This is a genomic window from Streptomyces hebeiensis, from assembly GCF_052983195.1.
The window spans coordinates 6,694,433-6,717,584 of the sequence record NZ_CM129812.1 but is presented as its reverse complement, the minus strand read 5'-3'; the positions used below and the strand labels follow the sequence as shown (position 1 = coordinate 6,717,584).

General features: G+C 71.0%; 15 protein-coding genes and 2 pseudogenes. 4 read left to right on the top strand and 13 right to left on the bottom strand.

Features of this window, described 5'->3' with window-relative positions; genetic code table 11:
- Positions 1-110: 110 nt before the first annotated feature.
- From ACU6P3_RS28780 to ACU6P3_RS28745, 8 genes and pseudogenes are all read right to left on the bottom strand, one after another.
- Positions 111-3,785, bottom strand: coding sequence for a ThuA domain-containing protein (locus ACU6P3_RS28780; RefSeq protein ID WP_447198112.1), 3,675 nt, complete (start codon positions 3,783-3,785; stop codon positions 111-113).
- A gap of 460 nt (positions 3,786-4,245) precedes the next feature.
- Positions 4,246-5,244: a sugar phosphate isomerase/epimerase family protein gene (locus tag ACU6P3_RS28775; RefSeq protein ID WP_030741700.1), complete on the bottom strand. Its 999-nt coding sequence runs from the start codon at positions 5,242-5,244 to the stop codon at positions 4,246-4,248.
- Between the two features lie 94 nt (positions 5,245-5,338).
- Positions 5,339-6,574, bottom strand: a complete 1,236-nt coding sequence (locus ACU6P3_RS28770) for a Gfo/Idh/MocA family protein (RefSeq protein ID WP_447194765.1) — start codon at positions 6,572-6,574, stop codon at positions 5,339-5,341.
- An 86-nt stretch (positions 6,575-6,660) separates the two neighbouring features.
- Positions 6,661-7,698: a substrate-binding domain-containing protein gene (locus ACU6P3_RS28765; RefSeq protein WP_030741705.1), complete on the bottom strand. Its 1,038-nt coding sequence runs from the start codon at positions 7,696-7,698 to the stop codon at positions 6,661-6,663.
- A 65-nt stretch (positions 7,699-7,763) separates the two neighbouring features.
- On the bottom strand, positions 7,764-8,777 hold the full coding sequence (locus ACU6P3_RS28760; RefSeq protein WP_425574219.1) for an ABC transporter permease: 1,014 nt from the start codon (positions 8,775-8,777) through the stop codon (positions 7,764-7,766).
- A gap of 116 nt (positions 8,778-8,893) precedes the next feature.
- Positions 8,894-10,441, bottom strand: a complete 1,548-nt coding sequence (locus ACU6P3_RS28755) for a sugar ABC transporter ATP-binding protein (protein WP_344284144.1) — start codon at positions 10,439-10,441, stop codon at positions 8,894-8,896.
- Positions 10,442-10,787: 346 nt separating this feature from the next.
- Complete coding sequence (locus tag ACU6P3_RS28750) at positions 10,788-11,969, bottom strand: ROK family transcriptional regulator (protein ID WP_447198111.1); 1,182 nt, start codon at positions 11,967-11,969, stop codon at positions 10,788-10,790.
- Between the two features lie 238 nt (positions 11,970-12,207).
- Positions 12,208-12,949 (bottom strand): annotated as a pseudogene (locus ACU6P3_RS28745) (TioE family transcriptional regulator).
- Between ACU6P3_RS28745 and ACU6P3_RS28740 the strand changes: the two are divergent.
- A pseudogene (locus tag ACU6P3_RS28740) lies at positions 12,881-13,582 on the top strand (erythromycin esterase family protein); the annotation flags it as partial. The pseudogenes ACU6P3_RS28745 and ACU6P3_RS28740 overlap by 69 nt on opposite strands.
- A gap of 56 nt (positions 13,583-13,638) precedes the next feature.
- On the opposite strand, the gene ACU6P3_RS28735 reads toward ACU6P3_RS28740, so the two are convergent.
- The 4 genes from ACU6P3_RS28735 to ACU6P3_RS28720 form a co-directional block, all read right to left on the bottom strand.
- Positions 13,639-14,316, bottom strand: coding sequence for a GntR family transcriptional regulator (locus tag ACU6P3_RS28735; protein WP_447194764.1), 678 nt, complete (start codon positions 14,314-14,316; stop codon positions 13,639-13,641).
- 237 nt (positions 14,317-14,553) lie between these two features.
- Entirely contained in the window at positions 14,554-15,501 is a 948-nt protein-coding gene (locus ACU6P3_RS28730; protein WP_447194763.1) for a beta-ketoacyl-ACP synthase III, read from the bottom strand.
- A gap of 127 nt (positions 15,502-15,628) precedes the next feature.
- Positions 15,629-15,820: an MFS transporter small subunit gene (locus ACU6P3_RS28725; protein WP_447194762.1), complete on the bottom strand. Its 192-nt coding sequence runs from the start codon at positions 15,818-15,820 to the stop codon at positions 15,629-15,631.
- Complete coding sequence (locus ACU6P3_RS28720; protein WP_447194761.1) at positions 15,810-17,243, bottom strand: OFA family MFS transporter; 1,434 nt, start codon at positions 17,241-17,243, stop codon at positions 15,810-15,812. Before ACU6P3_RS28720 ends, ACU6P3_RS28725 begins: the two co-directional genes overlap by 11 nt.
- A gap of 294 nt (positions 17,244-17,537) precedes the next feature.
- On the opposite strand from ACU6P3_RS28720, the gene fdhD reads away from it, so the two are divergent.
- Positions 17,538-18,377, top strand: coding sequence for a formate dehydrogenase accessory sulfurtransferase FdhD (fdhD, locus tag ACU6P3_RS28715; protein WP_447194760.1), 840 nt, complete (start codon positions 17,538-17,540; stop codon positions 18,375-18,377).
- Between the two features lie 241 nt (positions 18,378-18,618).
- On the opposite strand, the gene ACU6P3_RS28710 is transcribed toward fdhD, so the two are convergent.
- Entirely contained in the window at positions 18,619-19,689 is a 1,071-nt protein-coding gene (locus tag ACU6P3_RS28710) for a bile acid:sodium symporter family protein (RefSeq protein WP_447194759.1), read from the bottom strand.
- Positions 19,690-19,841: 152 nt separating this feature from the next.
- Between ACU6P3_RS28710 and ACU6P3_RS28705 the strand changes: the two genes are divergently transcribed.
- Positions 19,842-20,732, top strand: a complete 891-nt coding sequence (locus ACU6P3_RS28705) for a LysR substrate-binding domain-containing protein (protein ID WP_447198110.1) — start codon at positions 19,842-19,844, stop codon at positions 20,730-20,732.
- Positions 20,733-21,235: 503 nt separating this feature from the next.
- Complete coding sequence (locus tag ACU6P3_RS28700; protein ID WP_447198109.1) at positions 21,236-23,035, top strand: AMP-dependent synthetase/ligase; 1,800 nt, start codon at positions 21,236-21,238, stop codon at positions 23,033-23,035.
- Positions 23,036-23,152: the final 117 nt, after the last annotated feature.

Below are 23,152 nucleotides of genomic sequence, written 5' to 3'. Positions count from 1 at the left end.
AAGGGGCTGAGGTGGACGGCGGGCGAGGGGTTCGGCGCCTCCCCCGCCCGCCGCCCGTCCGACGGGCCGCCCGCCCGGGCCCCCGAAGGGTCCTGGGCGGGCGGCCGGTTCTAGGAGGAGGGCAGTTCCTTGAGCTGGATGTCACGGAAGGACACCTGGTCGTCGGCCCCGTGGTTCTGGAGTCCGATGTAGCCGTCCTTCAGGCTGCGCACCGGGTCCGTGTTGGTGAAGTCATTGATTTTCACACCGTTGAGGAAGACCTGGAGCCGTTCGCCCTGGACCTTGATCTCGTACGCGTTCCACTGCCCGGGCGGCCGGAGCACCCGGTCCCTGGCCTTCACGTCGGCGGACTTGAAGCCGTAGACGGCGCCCGTCGTACGGTCCGGGGCGTCGGTCGCGTCGATCTGAACCTCGTACCCCTTGTCCACCGCCGACCACGGGTCGTCGGAGGCCGGGAAGCCCACGAACACGCCCGAGTTGTCGTCGCCCTCCATCTTCCAGTCGAGCTTGAGCGAGTAGGACTTCAGCTCCTTGGCCTGGTACCAGAGGAGTCCCATCCCGCCCTCCGAGCGCAGTTCACCGTCCACGACGTTGAACTTGCCCGGTCCGGCCTGCTTCCAGCCCTCCAGCGTCTTGCCGTTGAAGATGTCCCGGTAGCCGGTCCGCGGCTTGCAGTCGGCCTTCACCTGGCCGGCCGCGTAGCGCAGCCCGCCCAGCAGGTGCTGGCGGAAGGCCGCGTCCTCGTACGATTCCTTCGTGTGGCCGCCGCCGGTGTAGAACGACCGGCCGCCCTCGTAGGTCTGGCACCAGGCGATCGGGTGGTCGCCCTTCATGGTGCCGCCCTGGTAGGTGGTCTCGTCCAGGGTGGCGAGGACACGGGCCTGCTCGCGCGGGTTGGTGCGGTAGTTGTACCACTCGTCGGTGCGCTGCCACTCGTCGTCCAGGTGGGCGGTCGACGGGTGGTCCTTGTCCTCGACCCGCACGGTGGCCTGCTGGATCGCCGGGTGGGAGCCGAAGTACGCGCCGACGAGCCCGCCGTAGAAGGCCCAGTCGTACTCGGTGTCGGCCGCCGCGTGCACCCCCATGTAGCCGCCACCGGTGGCGACGTAGTTCTCGAACGCCTTCTGCTGTTCCGCGTCGAGGACGTCACCGGTGGTGGAGAGGAAGACCACCGCGTCGTAGCGGGCCAGGTTGTTGGTGGTGAACTGGGCCGCCGTCTCCGTGGCGTCGACGGTGATCCCCGTGGTCTTGCCCAGCTCCTTCAGGGCGGCGACGCCCGCGGAGATCGAGTCGTGGCGGAATCCCGCGGTCTTGGAGAAGACCAGGACCCGCTTCTCGGTCTTGCCGGGGGTCTTCGTCGATATCTCGAAGTCGTCCAGGTCGAACAGCGCTCCGGAGCCGCCCTTGAAGACCAGGAACAGCTCGGTGGTCTTCTTCGGTACGGAGCGCAGGGGAACGTCCACGTCCTGGAAGGTCTCCCAGCCGCCGGTGACCGGGATCGGCGCCGAACCCAGCAGGGTGCCCTTGGCGGAGCCGGTCCGTACCTCCAGGAAGCCGCCGGAGCCGCCGGACGAGACCCGGGCCGTGAGCGTCTTCGAGCCGGTCAGGTTGTACGGCTTGAAGGAGATCCAGTCGCCGTTGTCGATGTCACCGACGGTCTTGCCGCCGTTGGCGGCCCCCTTCTCGATCACATTGACGCCGGAGGACCCGGTGAAGTGCTCGGCCTGCCGGTGGCGGGGCTGGAGCTGCGCCTGGTCGTGGCTGGTGAGCGCGGCCTGGCCGCCGCCCCCGCCGTCGGTGTACTCGGCGTCGATCACACCGAAGATGTTGGCGTTGGGGTCGTGCTCGGCGTCCGCGGGGGCGGTGATGGTGCCCTCGCAGCCGTTCGCCGAGGTGATCGGGTGGCCGTGGTTGTCATGGCCGAGAACGTAGCGGACCGTCACCTTGGAGCAGTCGATCGTGCCGTCCTCGGGGTCGCTGACCTTCACCTTGAAGGGCAGTGTGTCACCGAAGTCGAACAGGGTTCCGTCGGCGGGGAGCTCCAGTGTCACCGTGGGCGCGGTGTTGCCGACGACCACCCGGACGGACGCCGTGCCGGTGCGTTCGGTGGGGTCGGTGACCGTGAGCCGTGCGCTGTAGGTGCCGTTCTTCTTGTACGTGTGCGTGGGGTCGGCCTCGGTGGAGGTGGAGCCGTCGCCGAAGTCCCACTGGTAGGACAGCTTGTCGCCGTCCGGGTCCTCGGTGCCGGCGGAGGAGAAGGCCACCTTCAGCGGAGCCTTGCCGGAGGTCTTGCTCGCGGTGGCCTCGGCGATCGGTGACTTGCCGCCGGTGGCGTTCTCGATGCGGTAGAGCGCGGAGTACTCGTCGCCGCCGAACCAGGAGAGGCCGTAGTCCAGGACATAGAGCGCGCCGTCGGGGCCGAAGTCCATGTCCATGATCTGGGTGCCGGTCCACGGGAACGGGTTGATCTTCTCGACCGTTCCGTCCTCACCCTGCTCGATCCGCTTGATCCACTTGCGGCCGAACTCCCCGGCGAAGAAGTCGCCGTCGTAGGCCTCGGGGAACTTCACCGGCGAGTCGAGGTCCGCGTCGTAGCGGTAGACGGGCCCGGCCATCGGGGACTCCGAGCCGGTGCCGAACTCGGGCACACTTCCGCCGTCGTAGGGGATCCACGCGGGCTTCGCGGCCGGGAGGTCGGTCAGGCCGGTGTTGTTCCGGGAGGTGTTCTTGGGAGCCGAGCAGTCGAAGGCCTCGCCGGACTGCTTGGTCGCGAAGTCGTAGTCGATGAAAGGCTCGTTGTTGCCGACGCAGTACGGCCAGCCGAAGTTGCCCGCCTCGGTGACCCGCGCGAACTCGACCATTCCGGACGGCCCCCGGGTCGGCGACGCGGCGCCCGCGTCGGGCCCGTAGTCACCGACGTACACGATGCCGGTCTTCTCGTCGACCGAGATGCGGAACGGGTTGCGGAAACCCATCGCGTAGATCTCGGGCCGGGTCTTCTCCGTGCCCGGAGCGAAGAGGTTGCCCTCCGGGATGGTGTACGAACCGTCCTCCGCGACCTTGATCCGCAGGAGCTTGCCGCGCAGGTCGTTGGTGTTGCCGGCGCTGCGCTGGGCGTCGAACGCGGGGTTGCGGTCGGTCCGTTCGTCGATCGGGGTGTAGCCGTCGGAGGCGAACGGGTTGGTGTCGTCGCCGGTCGACAGGTACAGGTTGCCGTCCGCGTCGAAGTCGATGTCGCCGCCGACGTGGCAGCAGGTGCCGCGCGACGCGGCGACGTCGAGGACCTTCTTCTCGCTCGCCGTGTTCAGCGTGCCGTCCTCGTCGAGCGTGAAGCGCGAGAGGCGGTTGATGCCGTCGAAGGGGGCGAAGTCGGCAGCCGTGCCGTTCTCGGGGGCGTCGCCGGCCGGTGTGTCGAGCTTGGGCGCGTAGTAGAGGTAGATGGCGCGGTTCTCGGCGAACCCGGGGTCGACACCAACTCCCTGGAGCCCTTCCTCGTCATGGCTGTACACGTCCAGCTTGCCGGCGATCGTGGTGTCACCGCCGGCGTCGGTGATCCGGAGTGTGCCGTCCCGCGAGGTGTGCAGCACACTGCGGTCCGGGAGCACGGCGAGCGACATGGGCTCACCGGTCTCGTCGGCGCCCTTGGCGAGGGTCACCTGCTGGAAGTCCTCGGCGGCGGGAACGTCATGGCCGGGGTCGTCGTGCCCGGGGTCGTGGGCGACGGCCGCCGCGCCGGAATCGGCGGCTGTGGCGGGCACGGCGCTGAGGCTCGCTGCCGCGAGCATGGCGCCCGTCAGGAGCGCGAGGAGGGTTCTGGCTCGGGTGCGTTTACTGTGCACGGATCCTCCACAATGGGGCTGTACGTACGTGCGGGATGCCGCTACGGGCGCGGCGGTCACCCGCCGTGCTCGCCTCCGTTCCCCGGCCCGGGTGCTCGTCCGGCACCGGGCGGGGCGGAGGTGGCTTCGTCACCGACGTGCGCCGTCACATCGGGGACCCAGACCTATGTCCTGTACACATCAGGGACGGTAGCTGTGTTCGTCCTCAACGAAAAGACCTTGCGCAGGGGTGAAGTTGAACTTTCCCCAGCGGAAAGACAAAGGGGACGCCGGAAGCGCCCGCGGCGGACACCTTTCCCTCGCAGAAACCCCGGAAACCGCGAGAACGGTGAGAAACCGCGGGAATGGCGGGAACCGCGGGAGACGAGGAGCGCGCCGCCGCGGGCGGACGCCGCCGGCTACGACGCTATGAACCGAAAGCCGCGTCGAACGAGCTCTGCGGCGGCTCGAAGTCGAACCGCTTCAAATGCGCCAGTGCCTCCGGCGCACCCGCGAGCCGGTCCATCCCCGCGTCCTCCCACTCCACGGAGACCGGCCCCTCGTACCCGATCGACCGGAGCATCCGGAACACGTCCTCCCACGGCACGTTCCCGTGCCCCGCGGAGACGAAGTCCCAGCCGCGCCGCGGGTCGCCCCAGGGCAGGTGCGAGCCGAGACGGCCGTTGCGGCCGTCCAGGCGCTTGCGGGCCTCCTTGCAGTCGACGTGGTAGATCCGGTCCTTGAAGTCGTAGAGGAAGCCGAGCGGATCCAGGTCCTGCCACACGAAGTGGCTGGGGTCGAAGTTCAGCCCGAACGCGGGCCGGTGCCCGACCGCCTCCAGGGCGCGGTGCGTGGTCCAGTAGTCGTACGCGATCTCGCTGGGGTGGACCTCGTGGGCGAAGCGGACCCCCTCGGCGTCGAAGACGTCCAGGATCGGGTTCCACCGCTCGGCGAAGTCCTCGTACCCCCGCTCGATCATGCCGGGCGGGACGGGCGGGAACATCGCCACCAGGTGCCAGATCGAGGATCCGGTGAAGCCGATGACGGTGTCGACGCCGAAGGCCGCCGCGGCCCGCGCGGTGTCCTTGATCTCGGCGGCGGCGCGCTGCCGCACGCCCTCGGGCTCCCCGTCGCCCCAGATCCGGGCGGGCAGGATGTTCTGGTGCCGCTCGTCGATGGGGTGGTCGCAGACGGCCTGGCCCACCAGGTGGTTGGAGATGGCCCAGCACTTCAGTCCGTACTTGTCGAGCAGTTCGTGGCGGCCCGCCAGGTAACCGGGGTCGGCGAGCGCCTTGTCGACCTCGAAATGGTCCCCCCAGCAGGCGAGTTCCAGGCCGTCGTAACCGAAGTCACGGGCGAGCCGGCACACCTCCTCCAGGGGCAGATCGGCCCACTGGCCGGTGAACAGTGTGAACGGGCGGGGCATTCGTGCCTCCTTGATAGGGCGGTACGGCGGTACGGCGACAGGGTGGTGCGGCAGCAGGCCGGTGCGGCGGCGCGCCGCGGGCGATACTCCCTGTTCAGTCCGTGGGCTGCGGTACGGGCGTGTAGACGGCGTTCTTCGCGGCGCTGTCCTCCACCGCGGCCAGCACGCGCTGGACCTGGAGCCCGTCGGCGAACGACGGCACCGGGCCGGTTCCGGTCGCGATGGCCTCGACCAGATCGCGGGCCTGGTGGACGAAGGTGTGCTCGTACCCGAGGGCGTGCCCCGCCGGCCACCACGCCTCCAGGTAGGGGTGTTCCGGTTCGGTCACCAGGATGCGGCGGAAGCCGGAGGATGGCGCGGGCTCGGTGTGGTCGTGGAACGACAGCTCGTTCAGCCGTTCCAGGTCGAAGGCGAGCGAACCACGTTCCCCGTTGATCTCCAGGCGCAGCGCGTTCTTGCGCCCGGCGGCCATCCGGGTGGCCTCGAAGGTGGCCAGCGCGCCCGACGCGAGGCGGCCGGTGAACACCGCCGCGTCGTCCACGGTCACCGCCCCTCGGCCGCCGTCGGCCCGCGTGCTCGCCGAGAGGCCCGCCGCCGCGCCGCCGGGCAGCGGCCGCTCCTTGACGAAGGTCTCGACGAGCGCCGAGACGCCCACCAGTGGCTCCCCCGCCAGGAACTGCGCGAGGTCCACGATGTGCGCGCCCAGGTCGCCCAGCGCCCCCGATCCGGCGTGCTCCTTGCGGAGCCGCCAGGTGAGCGGAGCCTCCGGGTCGACCAGCCAGTCCTGGAGGTAGGTGACCCGGACGTGCCGCAGCTCACCGAGCCGGCCCGACTCGATCAGCTTCCTGGCGTAGGAGACGGCCGGCACCCTGCGGTAGTTGAATCCGACCATCGCGATCTGGCCGCGTCCGGCTGCCTCCTCGGCGACCCGCACCATCTCCTCCGCCTCGGCCACCGAGTTGGCGAGGGGTTTCTCGCACAGCACGTGTTTGCCCGCCGCCAGCGCGGCGACGGCGATCTCCGCGTGGCTGTCCCCCGGTGTGCAGATGTCCACGATCTGGACGTCGTCGCGCGCGATGAGCGCCCGCCAGTCGGTCTCGGCGGCGGCCCAGCCGTGCCGGTCGGCCGCCGCGCGGACGGCCGTCGCGTCCCGCCCGCAGATCGCGGCCAGCGTGGGCCGTACCGGCAGATCGAACACGTGACCAACGGTGCGCCATCCCTGGGAGTGGGCGGCGCCCATGAACGCGTATCCGACCATACCGACACCGAGTGCGGACGGCGGTGCCGGTGGGGCGCCCGCTGCCGTCTCCGACGCTTCGCTGGGGGTCATACGGAGTACTCCTCGTCTTGTGAACCGACCGGTGGGGTGGCGCGGCCCCCGGCCTCCTCGTCGCGGGCCGGGGGCGGTGCCGACGGTCAGTTGAACCCGGTGGGCAGGTACTGGTCGACGTTCTGCTTGTCGACCACGGCGGAGAAGAGCGTGACCGAGGCCGGGATCTCCAGCTCCGACATGCCGCTGATGCCCTTCGACTGGCCCAGCGCGCGGGCCAGGTCGATGGCGGACGCGGCCATGGTCGGCGGGTAGAGAACGGTGGCCTTGAGCACGCTGTTGTCGGCCTTGATCGCGTCCATCGCGGACTTCGCGCCCGCCCCGCCGACCATCAGGAAGCCCTCGCGGCCCGCCTGCTGGACGGCGCGCAGCGCACCGACGCCCTGGTCGTCGTCGTGGTTCCACAGGGCGTCGAAGGAGGACTGGGCCTGCAGCAGCTGGGCCATCTTGGCCTGGCCCGACTCGACGGTGAAGTCGGCGGCCTGGCGCGCGACCTTCCGGATGTTCGGATAGTTCTTGAGGGCGTCGTCGAAGCCCTTCGTGCGCTGCTGGGTCAGCTCCAGGCTGTCCGGGCCCGAGAGCTCGACGACCTTGGCGTTCGGCTTGTCCTTGAGCTTCTCGCCGATGTACTTGCCGGCGTTGAGGCCCATGCCGTAGTTGTCGCCGCCCACCCAGCAGCGGTAGGCCTGGGGATCGGCGAAGACCCGGTCCAGGTTGATCACCGGGATGCCGGCCCGCATGGCCTTGAGTCCGACCTGGGTGAGTGCCTTGCCGTCGGCCGGCAGGATCACCAGGACGTCGACCTTCTTGTTGATCAGGGTTTCGACCTGACCGATCTGCGCGGCCGTGTCGTTGGAACCCTCGGTGGCGTCCAGCGTCACGTCGGAGTAGGTCTCCGCGCGCGACCTGGCCTGCTCGTTGATGGCGTTGAGCCAGCCATGGTCGGCCTGCGGACCTGCGAAGCCGATGGTGACGTGCTTGCCCGGCTTGTCGTCGGCGGCCGGACGGCTGTCGGCCGCCGGTTCCTTCTTCGCGGGCTCGTTGCTGGTGCAGGCGGTGAGGAAGGCACCCGCCGAGACGGCGGCGGTGCCGAAGAGCAGTCCTCTGCGGCTCGTTTCTGGCATGGGATGGAACCCTTCGCGGTAGGCCGGTACGGGGGAGAGGTGTGGTGGGAGCGGGCGGGACCCGGTTACGACTCGCCGCCCCGTAGGGTGCGGCGCTGGATCAGGACGGCGGCGACGATGATCGCCCCCTTGGCGATCTGCTGGACGTCGCTCTGCAGGTTGTTGAGGGCGAAGATGTTGGTGATCGTGGTGAAGACGAGGACACCGAGGACAGAGCCGACGATCGTGCCGCGGCCCCCGGTGAGCAGCGTGCCGCCGATGATCGCCGCGGCGATGGCGTCCAGCTCGTAGAGGTTTCCGTTGGTGTTCTGTCCCGAGCCGGCCAGAATGATCAGCAGGAACGCGGCGATGCCGCAGCAGAGCCCGGAGAGCAGGTACAGGTACAGCCGCTGCCTGCGGACGTCGATCCCGGCGAGGCGCGCGGCCTCCGCGTTGCCGCCGACGGCGACGGTGCGCCGGCCGAAGGTCGTACGGTTCAGCACCAGCCAGCCGATGACGGTGACGGCGGCGAAGACCAGGACGAGCGGCGGGATCCCCAGCACGTAGGAGTCGGGGACGCCGAGGTCGAGGACCGACTGGACGGTCACGATCTGGGTCTTGCCCTCGGTGATCTGCAGGGCGAGCCCCCGGGCCGAGGCGAGCATCGCGAGCGTGGCGATGAACGGCACCATCCCGCCGTAGGCGATGAGCAGTCCGTTCACCAGGCCGCAGGCCAGTCCCACGGCCACCGCTGTGAAGAGGATGCCGGCGAATCCGTACTCCTGGGTGGCCACCGTCGTGGCCCAGACCGAGGCGAGCGCGAGGATCGCGCCCACCGACAGGTCGATGCCCCCGCTGGTGATCACGAAGGTCATGCCCACCGTGACCACACCGATCACGGACGCCTGGGTGAGGACGAGTTGGAGGTTGCTGGTCGACAGGAACTGCTCGGGTCGGGTGAAACCGCCGACGATCACGAGGGCGAGAAGCACGCCGAGGAGCGAGAGGTTACGGACGTCGAGGCGCAGCCCGAGGCCGGGCCTGCCCCCGGACGCGGGGGACGCGTTCGATGTGTTCGGTGTGCTCGAAGTCTTTGTCATGTTCGTTGTGTTCGCTGTGTTCGATGCGTTCGGTGTTTCCGTTGTGTTCGGCGTGGGCGGACCGGACGCGGCTGCGGCGCCGGTCCCGCCCTGTTGCGCCTCGGAGGCAGGCGGTGTCATCGCGTCGGGCTCCCTTCCATCACAAGGTCGAGGACACGGTGCTCGTCGAGCTCCTGGGCCGGTGCCCGGTGGACCACCCGGCCCTCCCTGAGCACCAGCACCCGGTCGGCGAGGCCCAGGACTTCGGGTACCTCGCTGGAGACGAGCAGGACGGCCAGTCCGTCGTCGGCCAGCCTGCGGATCACGGCGTACAGCTCCGCGCGGGCGCCGACGTCGACGCCGCGGGTCGGTTCGTCCAGCAGCAGCACCCGGCAGCCGCGCAGCAGCCAGCGGGCGAGGACCGCCTTCTGCTGGTTGCCGCCGGAGAGGGTACGGATCCGGGCGTCGGGGTTGTCGGGCCGCAGGGACAGCTCCCGGATGGCCGTGTGGGCGGCGGACCGCTCGGCGCCGTGGTCGAGCCAGCCGGCCCGGGAGAAGCGCGAGAGGGTCGACACCGACACGTTGCGGGTGACCGATTCGAGCATCAGCAGGCCCTGGGCCTTGCGCTCCTCGGGGGCGAGGCCCAGCCCCGCGCGGACGGCGGACCGTACGCTGCCGGGGCGCAGCGCCACTCCGTCGACCAGGACCCGGCCCGCGGTGGGCTTGCGCGCGCCGTAGATCGTCTCCAGGATCTCGGACCGTCCGGAACCGACCAGCCCCGCCAGCCCGACGATCTCGCCCGGACGCAGTTCCAGGTCCACCGGCTCGAACTCGCCGTCCCTGGCGAGTCCTTCGACCCGCAGGACCGGCTCGGGCCGGGCCGCCGCGGTGGCGGGTCCCGGCCGCTCGGGGAAGACGTACTCGACGTTGCGCCCGGTCATCAGCGCGACGACCTCATGGGTCGGGGTCCGGTCGGCCGGCAGCCCGACGGCCACCGTGCGGCCGTCCTTGATGACCGTGACCCGGTCGCCGATGCGGCGGATCTCCTCCAGCCGGTGGGAGATGTAGATGACCGCCACCCCGTCGGCGGTGAGGGTGGCGACGGTACGGAAGAGGTTGTCGACCTCGTCGGGGTCGAGCGCCGCGGACGGCTCGTCCATCACGATGAGTCGTACGTCGTGGGACAGGGCCCGTGCCATCGACACGATCTGCTGCTGGGCGGCGGAGAGCGAGCCGACGGGGCGGTGCGCCTGGATCTCCGGGTGGCCGAGGCGCGCCAGAAGGTCGGTCGCCCGGGCCCTGGCCTCCCGGCCCTTGACCACGAATCCGGCGGTGGTGGGTTCGTGGCCGAGGAAGATGTTCTCGGCCACCGACAGGCCCTCGACCAGGTCGAGTTCCTGGTAGATGGTGGCGATGCCGTGCCGCATCGCGGCGATGGGCGACTTGAGTGTGATCGCCTCGCCCTGCCAGGTGATGACACCGTCGTCGGGCTGGTGGGCCCCGGCGAGCACCTTGATGAGGGTGGACTTGCCCGCGCCGTTCTGGCCCAGCAGGCAGTGCACCTCGCCCGCCTGGACCTCCAGGTCGACGCCGTCGAGGGCGCGCACGCCCGGGAAGGTCTTGGTGATGCCGGACATGGTGAGCAGCGGGGTCTGGGGTGGTGCCGGTGCTGATGCTGGTGCCATGACGTGTTGTCTCCTCGGCGGATACGGCCTGCCCCGCGGGCAGGGCTGAACGCGGGCAGGGCAGGGCGGAGCCAGGTGCGGAGTGGTGGTGTCGTACGCCGTACGGGCGCGCGGCGGATGCGGATGCGCGGTGTACGGGCACGGGCAGAGGTACTGGCTGCGGCTACGAATGCGGTGCGGATGTGTTGACGCGTCTGTTGTGTGTCGCGTGTTGTTGGTGTGTCTGTTGTCGTGTGTTGTTGTGATGTGTTGTGTCTACGAGTCGTGCGGGGTGGTGCGCGTTGTGCGTGCGGTGCGGCCGGGCTGCCGGCGGTTCACGCCGGACAGCCGGATGGTGCGCGCCGGGTCAGACCGGCGAGAACAGGTGGTCGCTGATGAGCCGGGCGGCGCCGGTGACCCCGGCGGCCGGTCCCAACTCGCCCAGGACGATGGGGAGGTTGCCGGTGGCCAGCGGCAGGGACTGCTTGTAGACCTGGGTGCGGATGCTGGCGAGCAGCGTGTGCCCGAGGCCGGTCACGCCACCGCCGATCACCACGAGGCCCGGGTTGAAGAAGCTGACGAGCCCGGCGATGACCTGTCCGACGTGGTTTCCGCCGGCGCGGATCAGGTCGAGGGCGGCGGCGTCACCGGCCGCCGCCGCCGCGGCGACGTCCACGGCGGTCAGCCGGCCCGACGTCTCCAGCCGGCCGGCCAATTCAGGCGAGGCTCCGCTACGGGCCGCCTCCTCGGCGTCCCGGGCGAGCGCGGCCCCGCTGAAGTACGCCTCCAGGCAGCCCTTGTTGCCGCAGGCGCAGGCTCGGCCTTCGGGTACGGCCTGGATATGGCCGATGTCCCCGGCGCTGCCGGTCGTCCCCCGGTAGACATCGCCGCCGACCACGATCCCGCAGCCGATGCCGGTGCCGATCTTGACGCAGAGGAAGTCGTCCACGGAGCGGGCGACGCCCGCGTGCTGCTCCCCCATCGCCATCAGGTTCACATCGTTGTCGACCATGACCGGGCAGCCCAGTTCCTGGCTGAGCGCCTCCCGCACGGGGAAGCCGTCCCAGCCCGGCATGATCGGCGGCGCGACCGGGACGCCTTCGGGGAAGCGCACCGGGCCCGGAACGCCTATCCCCGCCCCGTCGAACTCCTCGGCGAGACCGGAGACCTTGAGCTTGGCGGCCATGACGAGCACCTGCTCGAAGACCGCGACCGGCCCCTCCCGGACGTCCATGGGGTGAGTGAGATGTCCCAGCACCTCCAGCTCCGCGTTGGTCACGGCCACGTCGATGGAGGTGGCGCCGATGTCGACACCGAGGAAGCGCATGCCCGGCGCGAGCCGGATGTTGTGGGAGCGGCGGCCTCCGCGCGAGGCGGCGAGTCCGTCGGCGACCACCAGACCGGTCTCCAGCAGCCGGTCCACCTCGACCGCGAGCTTGGAGCGGGAGAGGTCGACCTGGTCGCCGAGTTGCGCACGGGAGTTGGGGCCACCGTCGCGCAACAGTCGGAGCAGTCGCGCCTGGTGCGCGTTCGCGGGCCGTGCGGTCATACGTCTCACGCGCCCCTCCCCGCCTCTCGGCTGTGATTATCGGGCTTTTGAGGGAACGTAGCAGCGCTTGCCCGCAGGGGGAAGAAGTTGCGCACGAATCAGTCCCAACTTTCTCCACACCGAGGACAAAGGTCCGGTGAAGCCGCCCGGGGAGGCCGTCGGCGGAACGTCGGTGACTCCTGAGTCTCGTCGGCCTGTGTTCTCGTCGGCCGACGACCGAGGTCTCGTCCGGGACGTCTCATCCGCGCTCGCGCAGGTACGCCTCCAGCTCGGCGGCCCCGGTCAGCATCGCCCGCCCGCGCGCGGACAGCCGGCCGTGCCAGTCGCGCAGTGCGCCCTCCAGCGACTTCAGCCCGCCGGCCGCCCGCACCTGGGCGATCAGCGGGGCGATCCGCTCCAGCAGGTAGCCGCCCCGCCTGAGCTGGTGGGCCAGCCGGACGTCCCGTACGTCGGCCTCGTCGTAGACGCGGTACCCGGTCAGCGGGTCGCGGCGCGGGCGGACCAGCCCGGCGCGCTCCCACTTGCGCAGTGTCGCGGGCCGGACACCGAGCTCGTCCGCGAGCGGCCCGATGAACGTGCCACCGGACCTGGCCCCCGCGCCCGGCCCCGACCCTGCGCCCGGCCCGCGCACCGTGATCTGCGCGCACCCGGGGCCGGGCTCGGACGCCTCGGTGGGCTCCAGGTCGCGGAGGGCACTCTCCACGGCCTGGAGGGTCCGGCGGTCGTCCAGGAGCTGGGCGTGACTCTCGTCGATGAGGCGGAACGCCTCGTCGGCCGCGCCCTCGTTCACCGCCCGCATGATCGACGTCGCCGTCGGATGGCCGTGGCCGGGCACCAGGGCGAGGAACGCGCGCAGGGCCCGCGCGTGCAGCGAGGTATGTATAGGCGCGGTAGCCGTGGGGGGTGCGACCCTGCTCGGCGCCGACGACCGGTGGACCGACCCCGCGGCCATGACGGACCCGGCCCGGTCCGTGGGGCAGTCGGCCGAGGCCAGGGAGCTGCGGCTGCTCGCCGACGACCTGGTGGCCCTGCTGGACGCACAGACCCCGCACCTGATCACGGCGGCCGCGCGGGACGCCTGGGACCGGGCGCACCTGTACGGGCGCACCGCCACCGGCCTGCTGCGCTACCACTTCTGGATGGCCGACACGTCACCCGCCCGCATGACACGGCTGTGTGCGCTGCGGGACGTGATGATGGCCCACAACCTCCTCGCCGTCGCCGAACGGGGCCCGGCACTGGTCCACGCCCACAACAGCCATCTCCAGCGGGAGAAGAGCACGATGCGGATGTGGCAGGGGCCGGTGGAGTGGTGGAGCGCCGGTGCGCTGGTGAGTGCCCGGCTCGGCGAGGAGTACGCCTTCGTGGCCACGGCCGTCGGCACGATCCGGCACCAGGGAGTGGACACCCCGCCGCCGGACACCGTCGAAGGCCTCCTGTACGCACTCCCGGAGGACCGCTACGTCGTCGACTCCTCCCGGCCGGCCACCGCCCTCGGTGACACACTGCCCGCTCCCCGCGTTTCCCCCTGGTACGGCTACGCCCCACTCGACCCGGCCCACCTGGCCGGGATCGACGGGATGGTGTTCGTCAAGGACGTGGGGCGGAGCTGACGCCCACGGGGAACGCGGTGCGGGCGGCGAGGAGGTGGGCGGCCGAGGGGGCGCGGTCAGCCGCGCTCGCGCTGGTGGTACGTCGTACGCGTGTGTTCCGTGTGCGCCCTCATGACCTCCGTCGCGCGCACTTCGTCCCGGGCCGAGATCGCGTCGATCAGATCACGGTGCTCGATCCACGACTGCTTGCCCCGCTGCCGGGCGACCGGCGTGTAGTACCACCGCACCCGGCGGTCCACCTGCCCGGCCAGCTCGGCCAGGACGACATTGCCCGCCAGTTCCATGACCTTGGCGTGGAAGGCCGCGTTCGTGGCGACCGCGAGTTCCACGTCGTCGTCCGCCACGGCCCGCTCGCCCACGGCGCACAGCGCCTCCAGCTCGCGGATCCCGGCGGAGCCGGAGTTCGCGGCGGCCAGCCGGGCCGCCTCGGCCTCCAGGAGCGTACGGACCGAGAGCAGTTGGTCCGCCTCCTCCTCGGTCGGTTCATGGACGAACGCGCCCTGGGCCGGGCGCAGATCGACCCAGCCCTCCGTGTTCAGGCGCTGGAGTGCCTCGCGCACCGGCTGCCGGGAAACGCCGAGGTGGCCCGCCAGTTCGCTCTCGACCAGGTGCTGCCCCGGCTGGAGCGCGCGGGTCGTGATCAGTTCGAGCAGGGCCTCGTACACACGCTCACGCAGCGGCCCCGGCCGTTCGAGCTTGGGCACGGCTCCCTGCGCCAACTTCGCGGACAGCATGCGCGGTCCCCCTCCTGACGACAGTGTCGAAAGACCGGTGCGGGGCCGCGTCGCGCGACACGCACCAGCGATTGGCTATCGTCTACAGTCTACCGAGAACAGTTGCCTTCTTGACGGTCTTGGGAAGACGGGGATCAGACGGAGACGGTTCCCCGGGCGCCGCGGACCGGCACGCGCGAAGCACGCACGGTGCGGCGTGGCACGCACGGTGCGGCACCTGGGGGACGCGCGGCCGGCTCAGGGGCAGCGCACGACCTGCCCCGCGTAGGAGAGGTTCCCTCCGAAGCCGAACAGCAGGGCCGGGGCCCCCGACTCGACCTCTCCCCTCGCCACCAGCTTGGACAGGGCCATCGGTATCGAGGCCGCGGACGTGTTGCCGGACTCCACCACGTCGCGGGCGATCACCGCGTTGACGGCGCCGATCTTCTGGGCGACGGGCTCGATGATCCGCAGATTGGCCTGGTGCAGCACGACCGCCGCCAGATCCTCGGGGGCGACGCCGGCCCGCTCGCAGACCTGGCGTGCGATCGGCGGCAGCTGGGTGGTGGCCCAGCGGTAGACCGTCTGCCCCTCCTGCGCGAACCGCGGCGGGGTGCCCTCGATCCGCACCGCGCGCCCCATCTGAGGAACGGATCCCCAGAGCACGGGACTGATCCCCGGCCCCTCGCTCTCCCCGGCCGCCACGACGACCGCCGCGCCCGCACCGTCGCCGACCAGGACGCAGGACGTACGGTCGGTCCAGTCGGCGACGGCGGACATGGTGTCCGCGCCGATGACCAGGGCCCGGGCCGCCGAGCCCGCGCGTATCGCGTGGTCGGCGGTGGCGAGCGCGTGGGTGAACCCCGCGCACACGACGTTGAGGTCCATCACCGCCGGCGACTCCATCGACAGCCGCGCGGCGACCCGGGCGGCCGTGTTGGGTGACCGGTCGGTCGCGGTGGAGGTGGCGACCAGGACGAGGTCGATGTCCGCCGGGGTGAGCCCTGCCGAGGCGAGCGCCTTGGCCGCCGCGTGGGCGGCCAGCTCGTCCACGGGCTCGTCGGGGCCCGAGACATGCCGGGTCTTGATGCCGACCCTGCTGCTGATCCACTCGTCGTTGGTGTCCACCATGACCGCGAGATCGTCGTTGGTGAGCACCTTGGCGGGCTGATAGTGCCCGAGCGCGGCGATACGAGTGCCCGTCATGCCCGGGACCCCCTTTGTTGTCGGTCGTCAGGAATCCTCAAGTGTTGTCAAGGACTCGTGAGTAACCGTGCAGGGGATCCGACAGGATTCACCCCCTCCGGTTGGAGACTCCACCACATCGTGATCGTCAACCGGTGAACAACTGGGCGGCCTTGAGCACCAGCTCGTAGACCCCGTACGCCAGCGGGGTCCCCACCCAGAGCCACGCGAAAACGATCAGACCGGTACGCCGTGACGCTTCGGGCGCACCGGTCCGCGCCCGGGCCTCGGGCGCGGCGCCACCCGGGGACGAACTGCTCGGAGACGGGCTACCGGCCATCGGCGGCCTCCTTCGGTGCGGGGGTTGTGCCGGAGGCGGACGTGGATGCGGCGGCGGGGGCGGAGGTGGTCGCGGCTGCGGTCGCCGTCGCGGCTGCGATGTCCGCCGCGGGGACATGGTGGCGGGCATGGACGGGCCGGACCAGTTCGTTGGCGATGAAACCGACGACCAGCAGGCCGATCATGATCGTGAACGAGAGCCCGTAGAGACCGGCTCCGCTCCGGCCGGCCTCCTCCTGGCTGTCCGCCACCCAGTTGACGATGAGCGGGCCCAGCACACCGGCGGTGGACCAGGCGGTGAGCAGCCGACCATGGATCGCGCCGACCTGGTAGGTGCCGAAGAGGTCCTTGAGGTAGGCGGGAATGGTGGCGAAGCCGCCCCCGTAGAAGGAGAGGATCACCAGCGCGCAGATCACGAAGAGCGGCTTGGAGGCGTCCCCGAACAAGGCGATCAGCAGATACATCAGTGCGCCGACGCCCAGGTAGACGCGGTAGATGTTCTTGCGGCCGATCAGGTCGGAGGTGGACGACCAGCCGATGCGCCCCGCCATGTTGGCGGCGGAGAGCAGCGCCACGAAACCGGCCGCGGCCGAGACCGTGACCGGGGTGTCGCTCGTGGCGAAGAAGTCGGTGATCATCGGGGCGGCCTTCTCCAGGATCCCGATGCCCGCGGTGACGTTCATGCACAGGACGAGCCACAGGAACCAGAACTGCGGGGTGCGGATGGCCGAGCGGGCCGAGACCTGGGGTGTGGCCACGGACGCGGCGTCCGCGGCCCGGCCCGTGGCGGCGGGGTCGGCGGCCTTCGACCGCCCGTACCCCGGCGGGGGTACGCGGACGAGCAGCACGCCGAGCGTCATGAAGGCCGCGTAGACCAGCCCGTGCGTCAGGAAGGCGAGGGCGATGCCGTCGCTGTCGTTGCCGTACGTGTCGAGCATCTGCGCGGACCACGGCGAGGCGATGAGCGCACCGCCGCCGAAGCCCATGATGGCGATGCCGGTGGCCATGCCCGGCCGGTCGGGGAACCACTTGATCAGTGTGGAGACCGGCGAGATGTAACCGATGCCGAGGCCGATGCCGCCGACGAATCCATAGCCGAGGACGATCAGCCAGTACTGACGGGTGGCGGCGCCGAGCGCGGCGAGCAGGAAACCGGAGGAGAAGCAGCACAGGGCGACGGTCATGGCCCAGCGCGGGCCGTTGCGCTCGACGAGCGTGCCGCCGAAGGCGGCGGACAGGCCGAGCATCACGATGCCGAGTTGGAAGGGCAGGGCGCTCTCGGTGCCGGAGAGACCGAGGGCGGATTCGAGCGATGGCTTGAACACGCTCCAGGCGTACGCCTGGCCGATCGACAGGTGCACCGACAGCGCGGCGGGCGGCACCAGCCAGCGGCTCCAGCCTGCGGGTGCGATTGGTGGGGTCATGGTCGCGAACTCTAGGAACCCTCAGCGCGCTTGGGAAGGTCTTCCACGCAGTTCACCGGCCGTGCGCCAGGACTGGGACGCCGTGACCCACTGGGAGTCGCGGCGCCGTTACCGGGGGCTCGGATCGGGCGCCCCTGTCACCTGCGGGCAGGTTCGCATACTGTATGCACAAGGCTTTGTGTCCGGGACAGTGAGATCGTGAGAGATCACGTCACCGCGCGAACGATCCGGTGACACCGGCAACTCCGTAATCTCTCATCTCTCAAATTTGCGAACTTACAAGGGCTGATCACCATGGGACGGGTCACCGAGCGCCGCCGCACCATCCGCATCAGGAACGGAGCCGTCAGCAGCAGGCCCGACACCCTGGTCGCCGAAGAACCGCTGGAGATCCGGCTGAACGGCAAACCGCTCGCCATCACGATGCGCACCCCGGGGGACGACTTCGCCCTCGCCACCGGGTTCCTCGTCAGCGAGGGCGTACTCGGCTCGGCCTCCGAGGTGCGGTCCGTCGTGTACTGTGCCGGGGCCCAGGACGACGGATCGAACACGTACAACGTGGTGGACGTGCAGCTCGCCCCCGGCGTGCCGGTACCGGACATCACGCTGGAGCGGAACGTCTACACGACGTCGTCGTGCGGGCTGTGCGGCAAGGCCAGCCTGGACGCCGTGCGGACCACGGCCCGGTTCCCGATCGCGGACACTCCCCCGGTCCGCGTCGAGCCCACGCTGCTCTCGGCCCTCCCCGACCGGCTGCGGGCGGCCCAGCAGGTCTTCGACCGGACCGGTGGGCTGCACGCGGCGGCGCTGTTCTCCGAAGCCGGAGAGCTGCTGGACATCCGGGAGGACGTCGGCCGGCACAACGCGGTCGACAAGCTCGTCGGCCGGGCACTGCGACAGGACCTGCTGCCGTTGTCCCGGGCGATCCTGCTGGTCTCCGGGCGCGCGTCGTTCGAGCTGGCCCAGAAGGCGGTGATGGCGGGCATACCTGTGCTCGCGGCGGTGTCCGCGCCCTCGTCCCTCGCCGTCGATCTCGCGGCGGAGACGGGACTGACGCTGGTCGGTTTCCTGCGCGGGGCGTCCATGAACGTGTACGCGGGCGAGGAGCGGATCGCCTTGCACAGCCAGGTGTGAGTTTTCGGAGACTCGCTTCGCCTCCGGGGCGCGGGCGGAAGTCCCCTTCGGCTCACTCGCCGGCGGACGTGGGCACCCCGGACGTATCGGGCGCCCCGGCCCCTGGCCCACTCGCCCACGGACGTGCCCGGCCCGGACGTATCAGGCACCCCGTCTCGCCCGGGAGGCGACCGCTGGGGCGCGGACGCTCCGGAAGGACCGGCGTCGCTGAGCCGTCGGCCCCCACGGACCGCCGGGGACGTCAGCGGCCGACGCGTCCGTCCGCCATGGCGGCCCGGTCCTCGGGCGGCCGGGCGGCGGACCGTGCCACGACGGGGCTCGCGTCCGGCTCCGCCAGCGGATCCCGGGCCCGGCGCTTGGCGATCACCGCGCACACCATCAGCTGCATCTGGTGGAACAGCATCAACGGCAGGACGGCCAGGCTCGCCTGCGCCCCGAACAGGACGCTCGCCATCGGCAGCCCCGCCGCCAGGCTCTTCTTCGAGCCCGCGAACTGGATCGCCACCCGGTCCGCCCGGCCGAACCCCAGCGCCTTGGCGCCGTACCAGCTCGCCGCCAGCATCGCGGCCAGCAGCACGGCCTCGACACCCAGCAGCGCGCCCAGCCTGGCCGGGGTCACCTGGTGCCAGATGCCCTCGACCATGCCCTGGCTGAAGGCGGTGTAGACGACCAGCAGCACCGAGCCCCGGTCGACCAGGCCGAGCACCTTCTTGTGCCGGGTCAGGAAGCCCGCGACCCAGCGGCGCAGCGCCTGCCCCGCCAGGAACGGCAGCAGCAGCTGCGCCACGATCTTGAGGAGCGAGCCCGCCGAGAAGCCGCCCGTGCCGCCGCCCATCAGCAGCGCCACGAGCAGTGGGGTGGCCACGATCCCTACGAGGCTGGAGAACGATCCGGCGCAGATCGCGGCGGCCACGTTGCCCCGGGCCATGGATGTGAAGGCTATGGACGACTGGACCGTGGAGGGCACCAGGCACAGGAAGAGGAGCCCGCTGTACAGCGAGGGTGTCAGCACGAACGGCACGAGGCCCCGCGCGGCCAGCCCGAGCAGCGGGAAGAGCACGAACGTACCGGCCAGGACGGTCACGTGCAGCCGCCAGTGGCGCAGCCCGTCGAGCACCTCGCGCGTCGACAGCCTGGCCCCGTAGAGGAAGAACAGCAGCGCCACCGCGCCGGTCGACGCGCCGCCCGCCACGGTGGCGGGCGTACCGGAGACCGGGAGCAGCGCGGCGAGGGCCACCGTTCCGATCAGCGCCAGGAGGTACGGGTCGAGGGGCAACCAGGAGGGCGGGCGAAGGGAACGGCGGCGGTTCATGTGCTCCACTACTACGTGCGGTCGGTACAGATCGTGCCTCCCCATGCTCCACCCGTTCGGGCCGATCGGGAATCCCGCATACCGCTCTGACTGTCATCACGCTTCGCGATGACCCGTAGCCTGGTTATATGCCCGGTGATCCGCGTGGCGGTATGTACGACCCCGCACAGCTGCGTACCTTCCTGGCCGTGGCCCAGACCCTGAGCTTCACGCAGGCCGCCCGCCGGCTGGGAGTGCGCCAGTCGACGGTGAGCCAGCACGTGCGGCGGCTGGAGGACGCGACGGGCCGGCCGTTGTTCAGCCGTGACACCCACAGCGTGGAGCTGACCGAGGACGGCGAGGCGATGCTCGGATTCGCCTCGACGATCCTGGCCGCGCACGAACGGGCGGCGGCCTTCTTCACCGGCGGCCGGCCGCGCGGCCGGCTGCGGTTCGGGGCGTCGGAGGACTTCGTCCTCACCCGGCTCCCCGAGATCCTGGAGTCGTTCCGGCGCGACCATCCCGAGGTGGACCTGGAGCTGACCGTCGAGCTCTCCGGCACCCTGCACGAACAGCTCGCCGCCGGCCTTCTCGATCTGGTGCTGGCCAAGCGCCGCGGCGGCGACACACACGGCGAGCTGGTCTGGCGGTCCGCCCTGACCTGGATCGGCGCCCCGCGGCTGCGGCTGGACCCCGGCCGGCCGGTCCCGCTGATCGTGTATCCGCCGCCGGGGATCACCCGGGCCCGCGCCCTGACGGTGCTGGAGGCGCACGGCCGGCGTTGGCGCGTCGCCTGTACGAGCGCGAGCCTGAGCGCGCTGATCGCGGCGGCCAGGGCGGGGCTCGGGGTGATGGCGCACACGCGCGGGCTGATACCGACGGGGCTGGTCCCGGTCCCGGCCCGGGCGGGGCTGCCGGAACTGGGCGAGGTGGACTTCGTCCTCCTGCACGGCGCCAGGAGTACGGGGCGCGGGGGCGGGGCCGCCCAGGAGGCGGCGGACGCGCTGGCCGCGGCGATCCTGGCGGCCGGTGACCGGCTGCGCCGCCCGGCCGCCGAGGGCTGAAGCCCTCGACGGCCACGCGTGGCGCCCTTCCGCCGCACGTGACGCCCGTCCGGGCCGCTGCCCGTTCGCCGCCCGACGCGTGCCCGGTCGGGGCCGAGCCGTGGCGGCTCGCCTGCTGCCCCCTTCCGGGCCCGCGCGCTCGGTACGCTCGCGCCGTCGGCCGTCCCCCGAAACCGCCCGGCGCCGCTTCCGGCGGAAAGTTCGCAGGTGAGAGCCCGTCAGCAACTCATCAGGTACGGACCAAGCCCGCCGCGCGGTAGAGCGGACGTGACTCCTCCGTACGGATTCGGTGGAGATTCCGGGCCGCCGCATCCGTCGCGGGCCCGCGAAGCGGCCCAACCCCTGTTCTCCCGGCCCGTTTCGGGTCGTCGACCTGTGCGAATACCGCCGGTAACCAGCTCCCTTCGGGCTCTGTCCACGCTCCGGAGGGTGGGGTACCGTCACCGGCGCCGTACGGAGCGCCACGAGGAGCCATGCCATTGCGCGAGATCACCGTCCCCCCGTTGCCGGCCGCCCCCCATGTCGGTGGGCTCGCGGACATCGTGTTCGAGCACGCTCTGGAGGATCCGGAACGCGCCGCGCTCGGCGTCAAGGACGCGACGGGCCGGTGGCGGGACATGAGCGCGGCGGAGTTCCGTGACGAGGTGATGGCCCTGGCCAGGGGACTGCTCGCACAGGGCGTACGGTTCGGGGACCGGGTCGCGATCATGTCCCGTACCCGCTACGAGTGGACGCTCTTCGACTTCGCGCTCTGGGCCGTCGGCGCCCTGCCCGTCCCGGTCTATCCCACGTCCTCCGCCGAGCAGGTCCACTGGATGCTGTACGACGCGGAGGTGTCCGCCTGTATGGTCGAGCACGAGGACCACGCGATGACCGTCGGCTCGGTGATCGACCGGCTGCCCCGCCTCAAGCGGCTCTGGCAGCTGAACGGGGGCGCGGTGGCGGAGCTGTTCGCCGCGGGTGAGACGGTGGACGACGACGTCGTGCACCGGCACCGGATGGCGGTGACGCCGGACTCGACGGCCACGGTCATCTACACCTCGGGCACCACCGGCCGGCCCAAGGGCTGCGTCCTCACCCACGCCAACTTCATGTTCGAGGCGGACACCGTCCTGGGCCGCTGGGAACCGGTCTTCCGCTCCCGCCCGGACGACGAGGCCTCGACCCTGCTGTTCCTGCCCCTCTCACACGTCTTCGGGCGCATGATCGAGATAGCGGCGGTACGCGGCCGGGTGAAGCTGGGCCATCAGCCGGTCCTCAAGGCGAGCGCCCTGCTGCCGGATCTGGCCGCGTTCGCGCCGTCCTTCGTCCTGGCGGTGCCGTACATCTTCGAGAAGGTCTACCACGCGGCCCGCCGCAAGGCGGAGTCAGAGGGGAAGGCCGCTCCGTTCGACAAGGCCGTGGAGGTGGCGGTGCGCTACGCGGAGGCCAGGGAGCGGCGGGCCTTCGGCCTCGGCCCGGGGCCCTCCGCCGCGCTGCGCGTACAGCACCAGTTCTTCGAGAAGGCGGTGTACGCCAAGGTGCGTGCGGCGATGGGCGGGCGGGTGCGGCACGCCATGTCGGGCGGTTCCGCGATGGACCGGCGGCTCGGCCTCTTCTTCGCCGGCGCGGGCATCACCATCTACGAGGGGTACGGGCTCACGGAGTCCAGCGCGGCGGCGACCGCGAACCCTCCGGGGCGTACCCGCTTCGGCACGGTCGGGCTGCCCATACCGGGCGGGTCGGTGCGGATCGCCGAGGACGGCGAGGTCTGGCTGCGCGGCGGCCACGTCTTCGCGGGCTATCTGACCGACAAGGAGGCCACCGACCGGACCCTGCGCGACGGCTGGCTGGCGACCGGGGACCTGGGCGCGCTCGACGAGGACGGCTATCTCACCATCACCGGGCGGAAGAAGGAGATCCTGGTCACCTCGGGCGGCAAGAGCCTGTCGCCCGCCTGGCTGGAGGAGCGGGTACGGGCGCATCCGCTGGTCGCGCAGTGCCTCGTGGTCGGCGACGACCGGCCGTACGTCGCCGCCCTGGTCACGCTGGACAAGGAAGGCGTCGATCACTGGCTGTCCATCCAGGGCCGGCCGCCGCTCAAACCCGCCGCGCTGGTGCGGGACACGGACCTGGAGACGGAGATCCGCCGTGCGGTGGTGGCCGCCAACACCTCGGTGTCCCAGGCGGAGTCGATCCGTACGTTCCGTATCCTGGCGCACCCGTTCAGCGAGGAACAGGGGCTGCTGACACCGTCGCTGAAGCTCAAGCGGAAGGCGATAGAGGCCGCGTACGCGGCGGAGGTCGAGGCGCTCTACCGGTGAATGGCCGAGGCCGCGGCCGGGCAGGGGCGGAGGGAACGGGAAGACCGGACCCCCGCCGCGGGAATCCGGTGGCCCTTGTGATCGTTGCTCCCGAAGACACCCCCTACGACGTGAGGA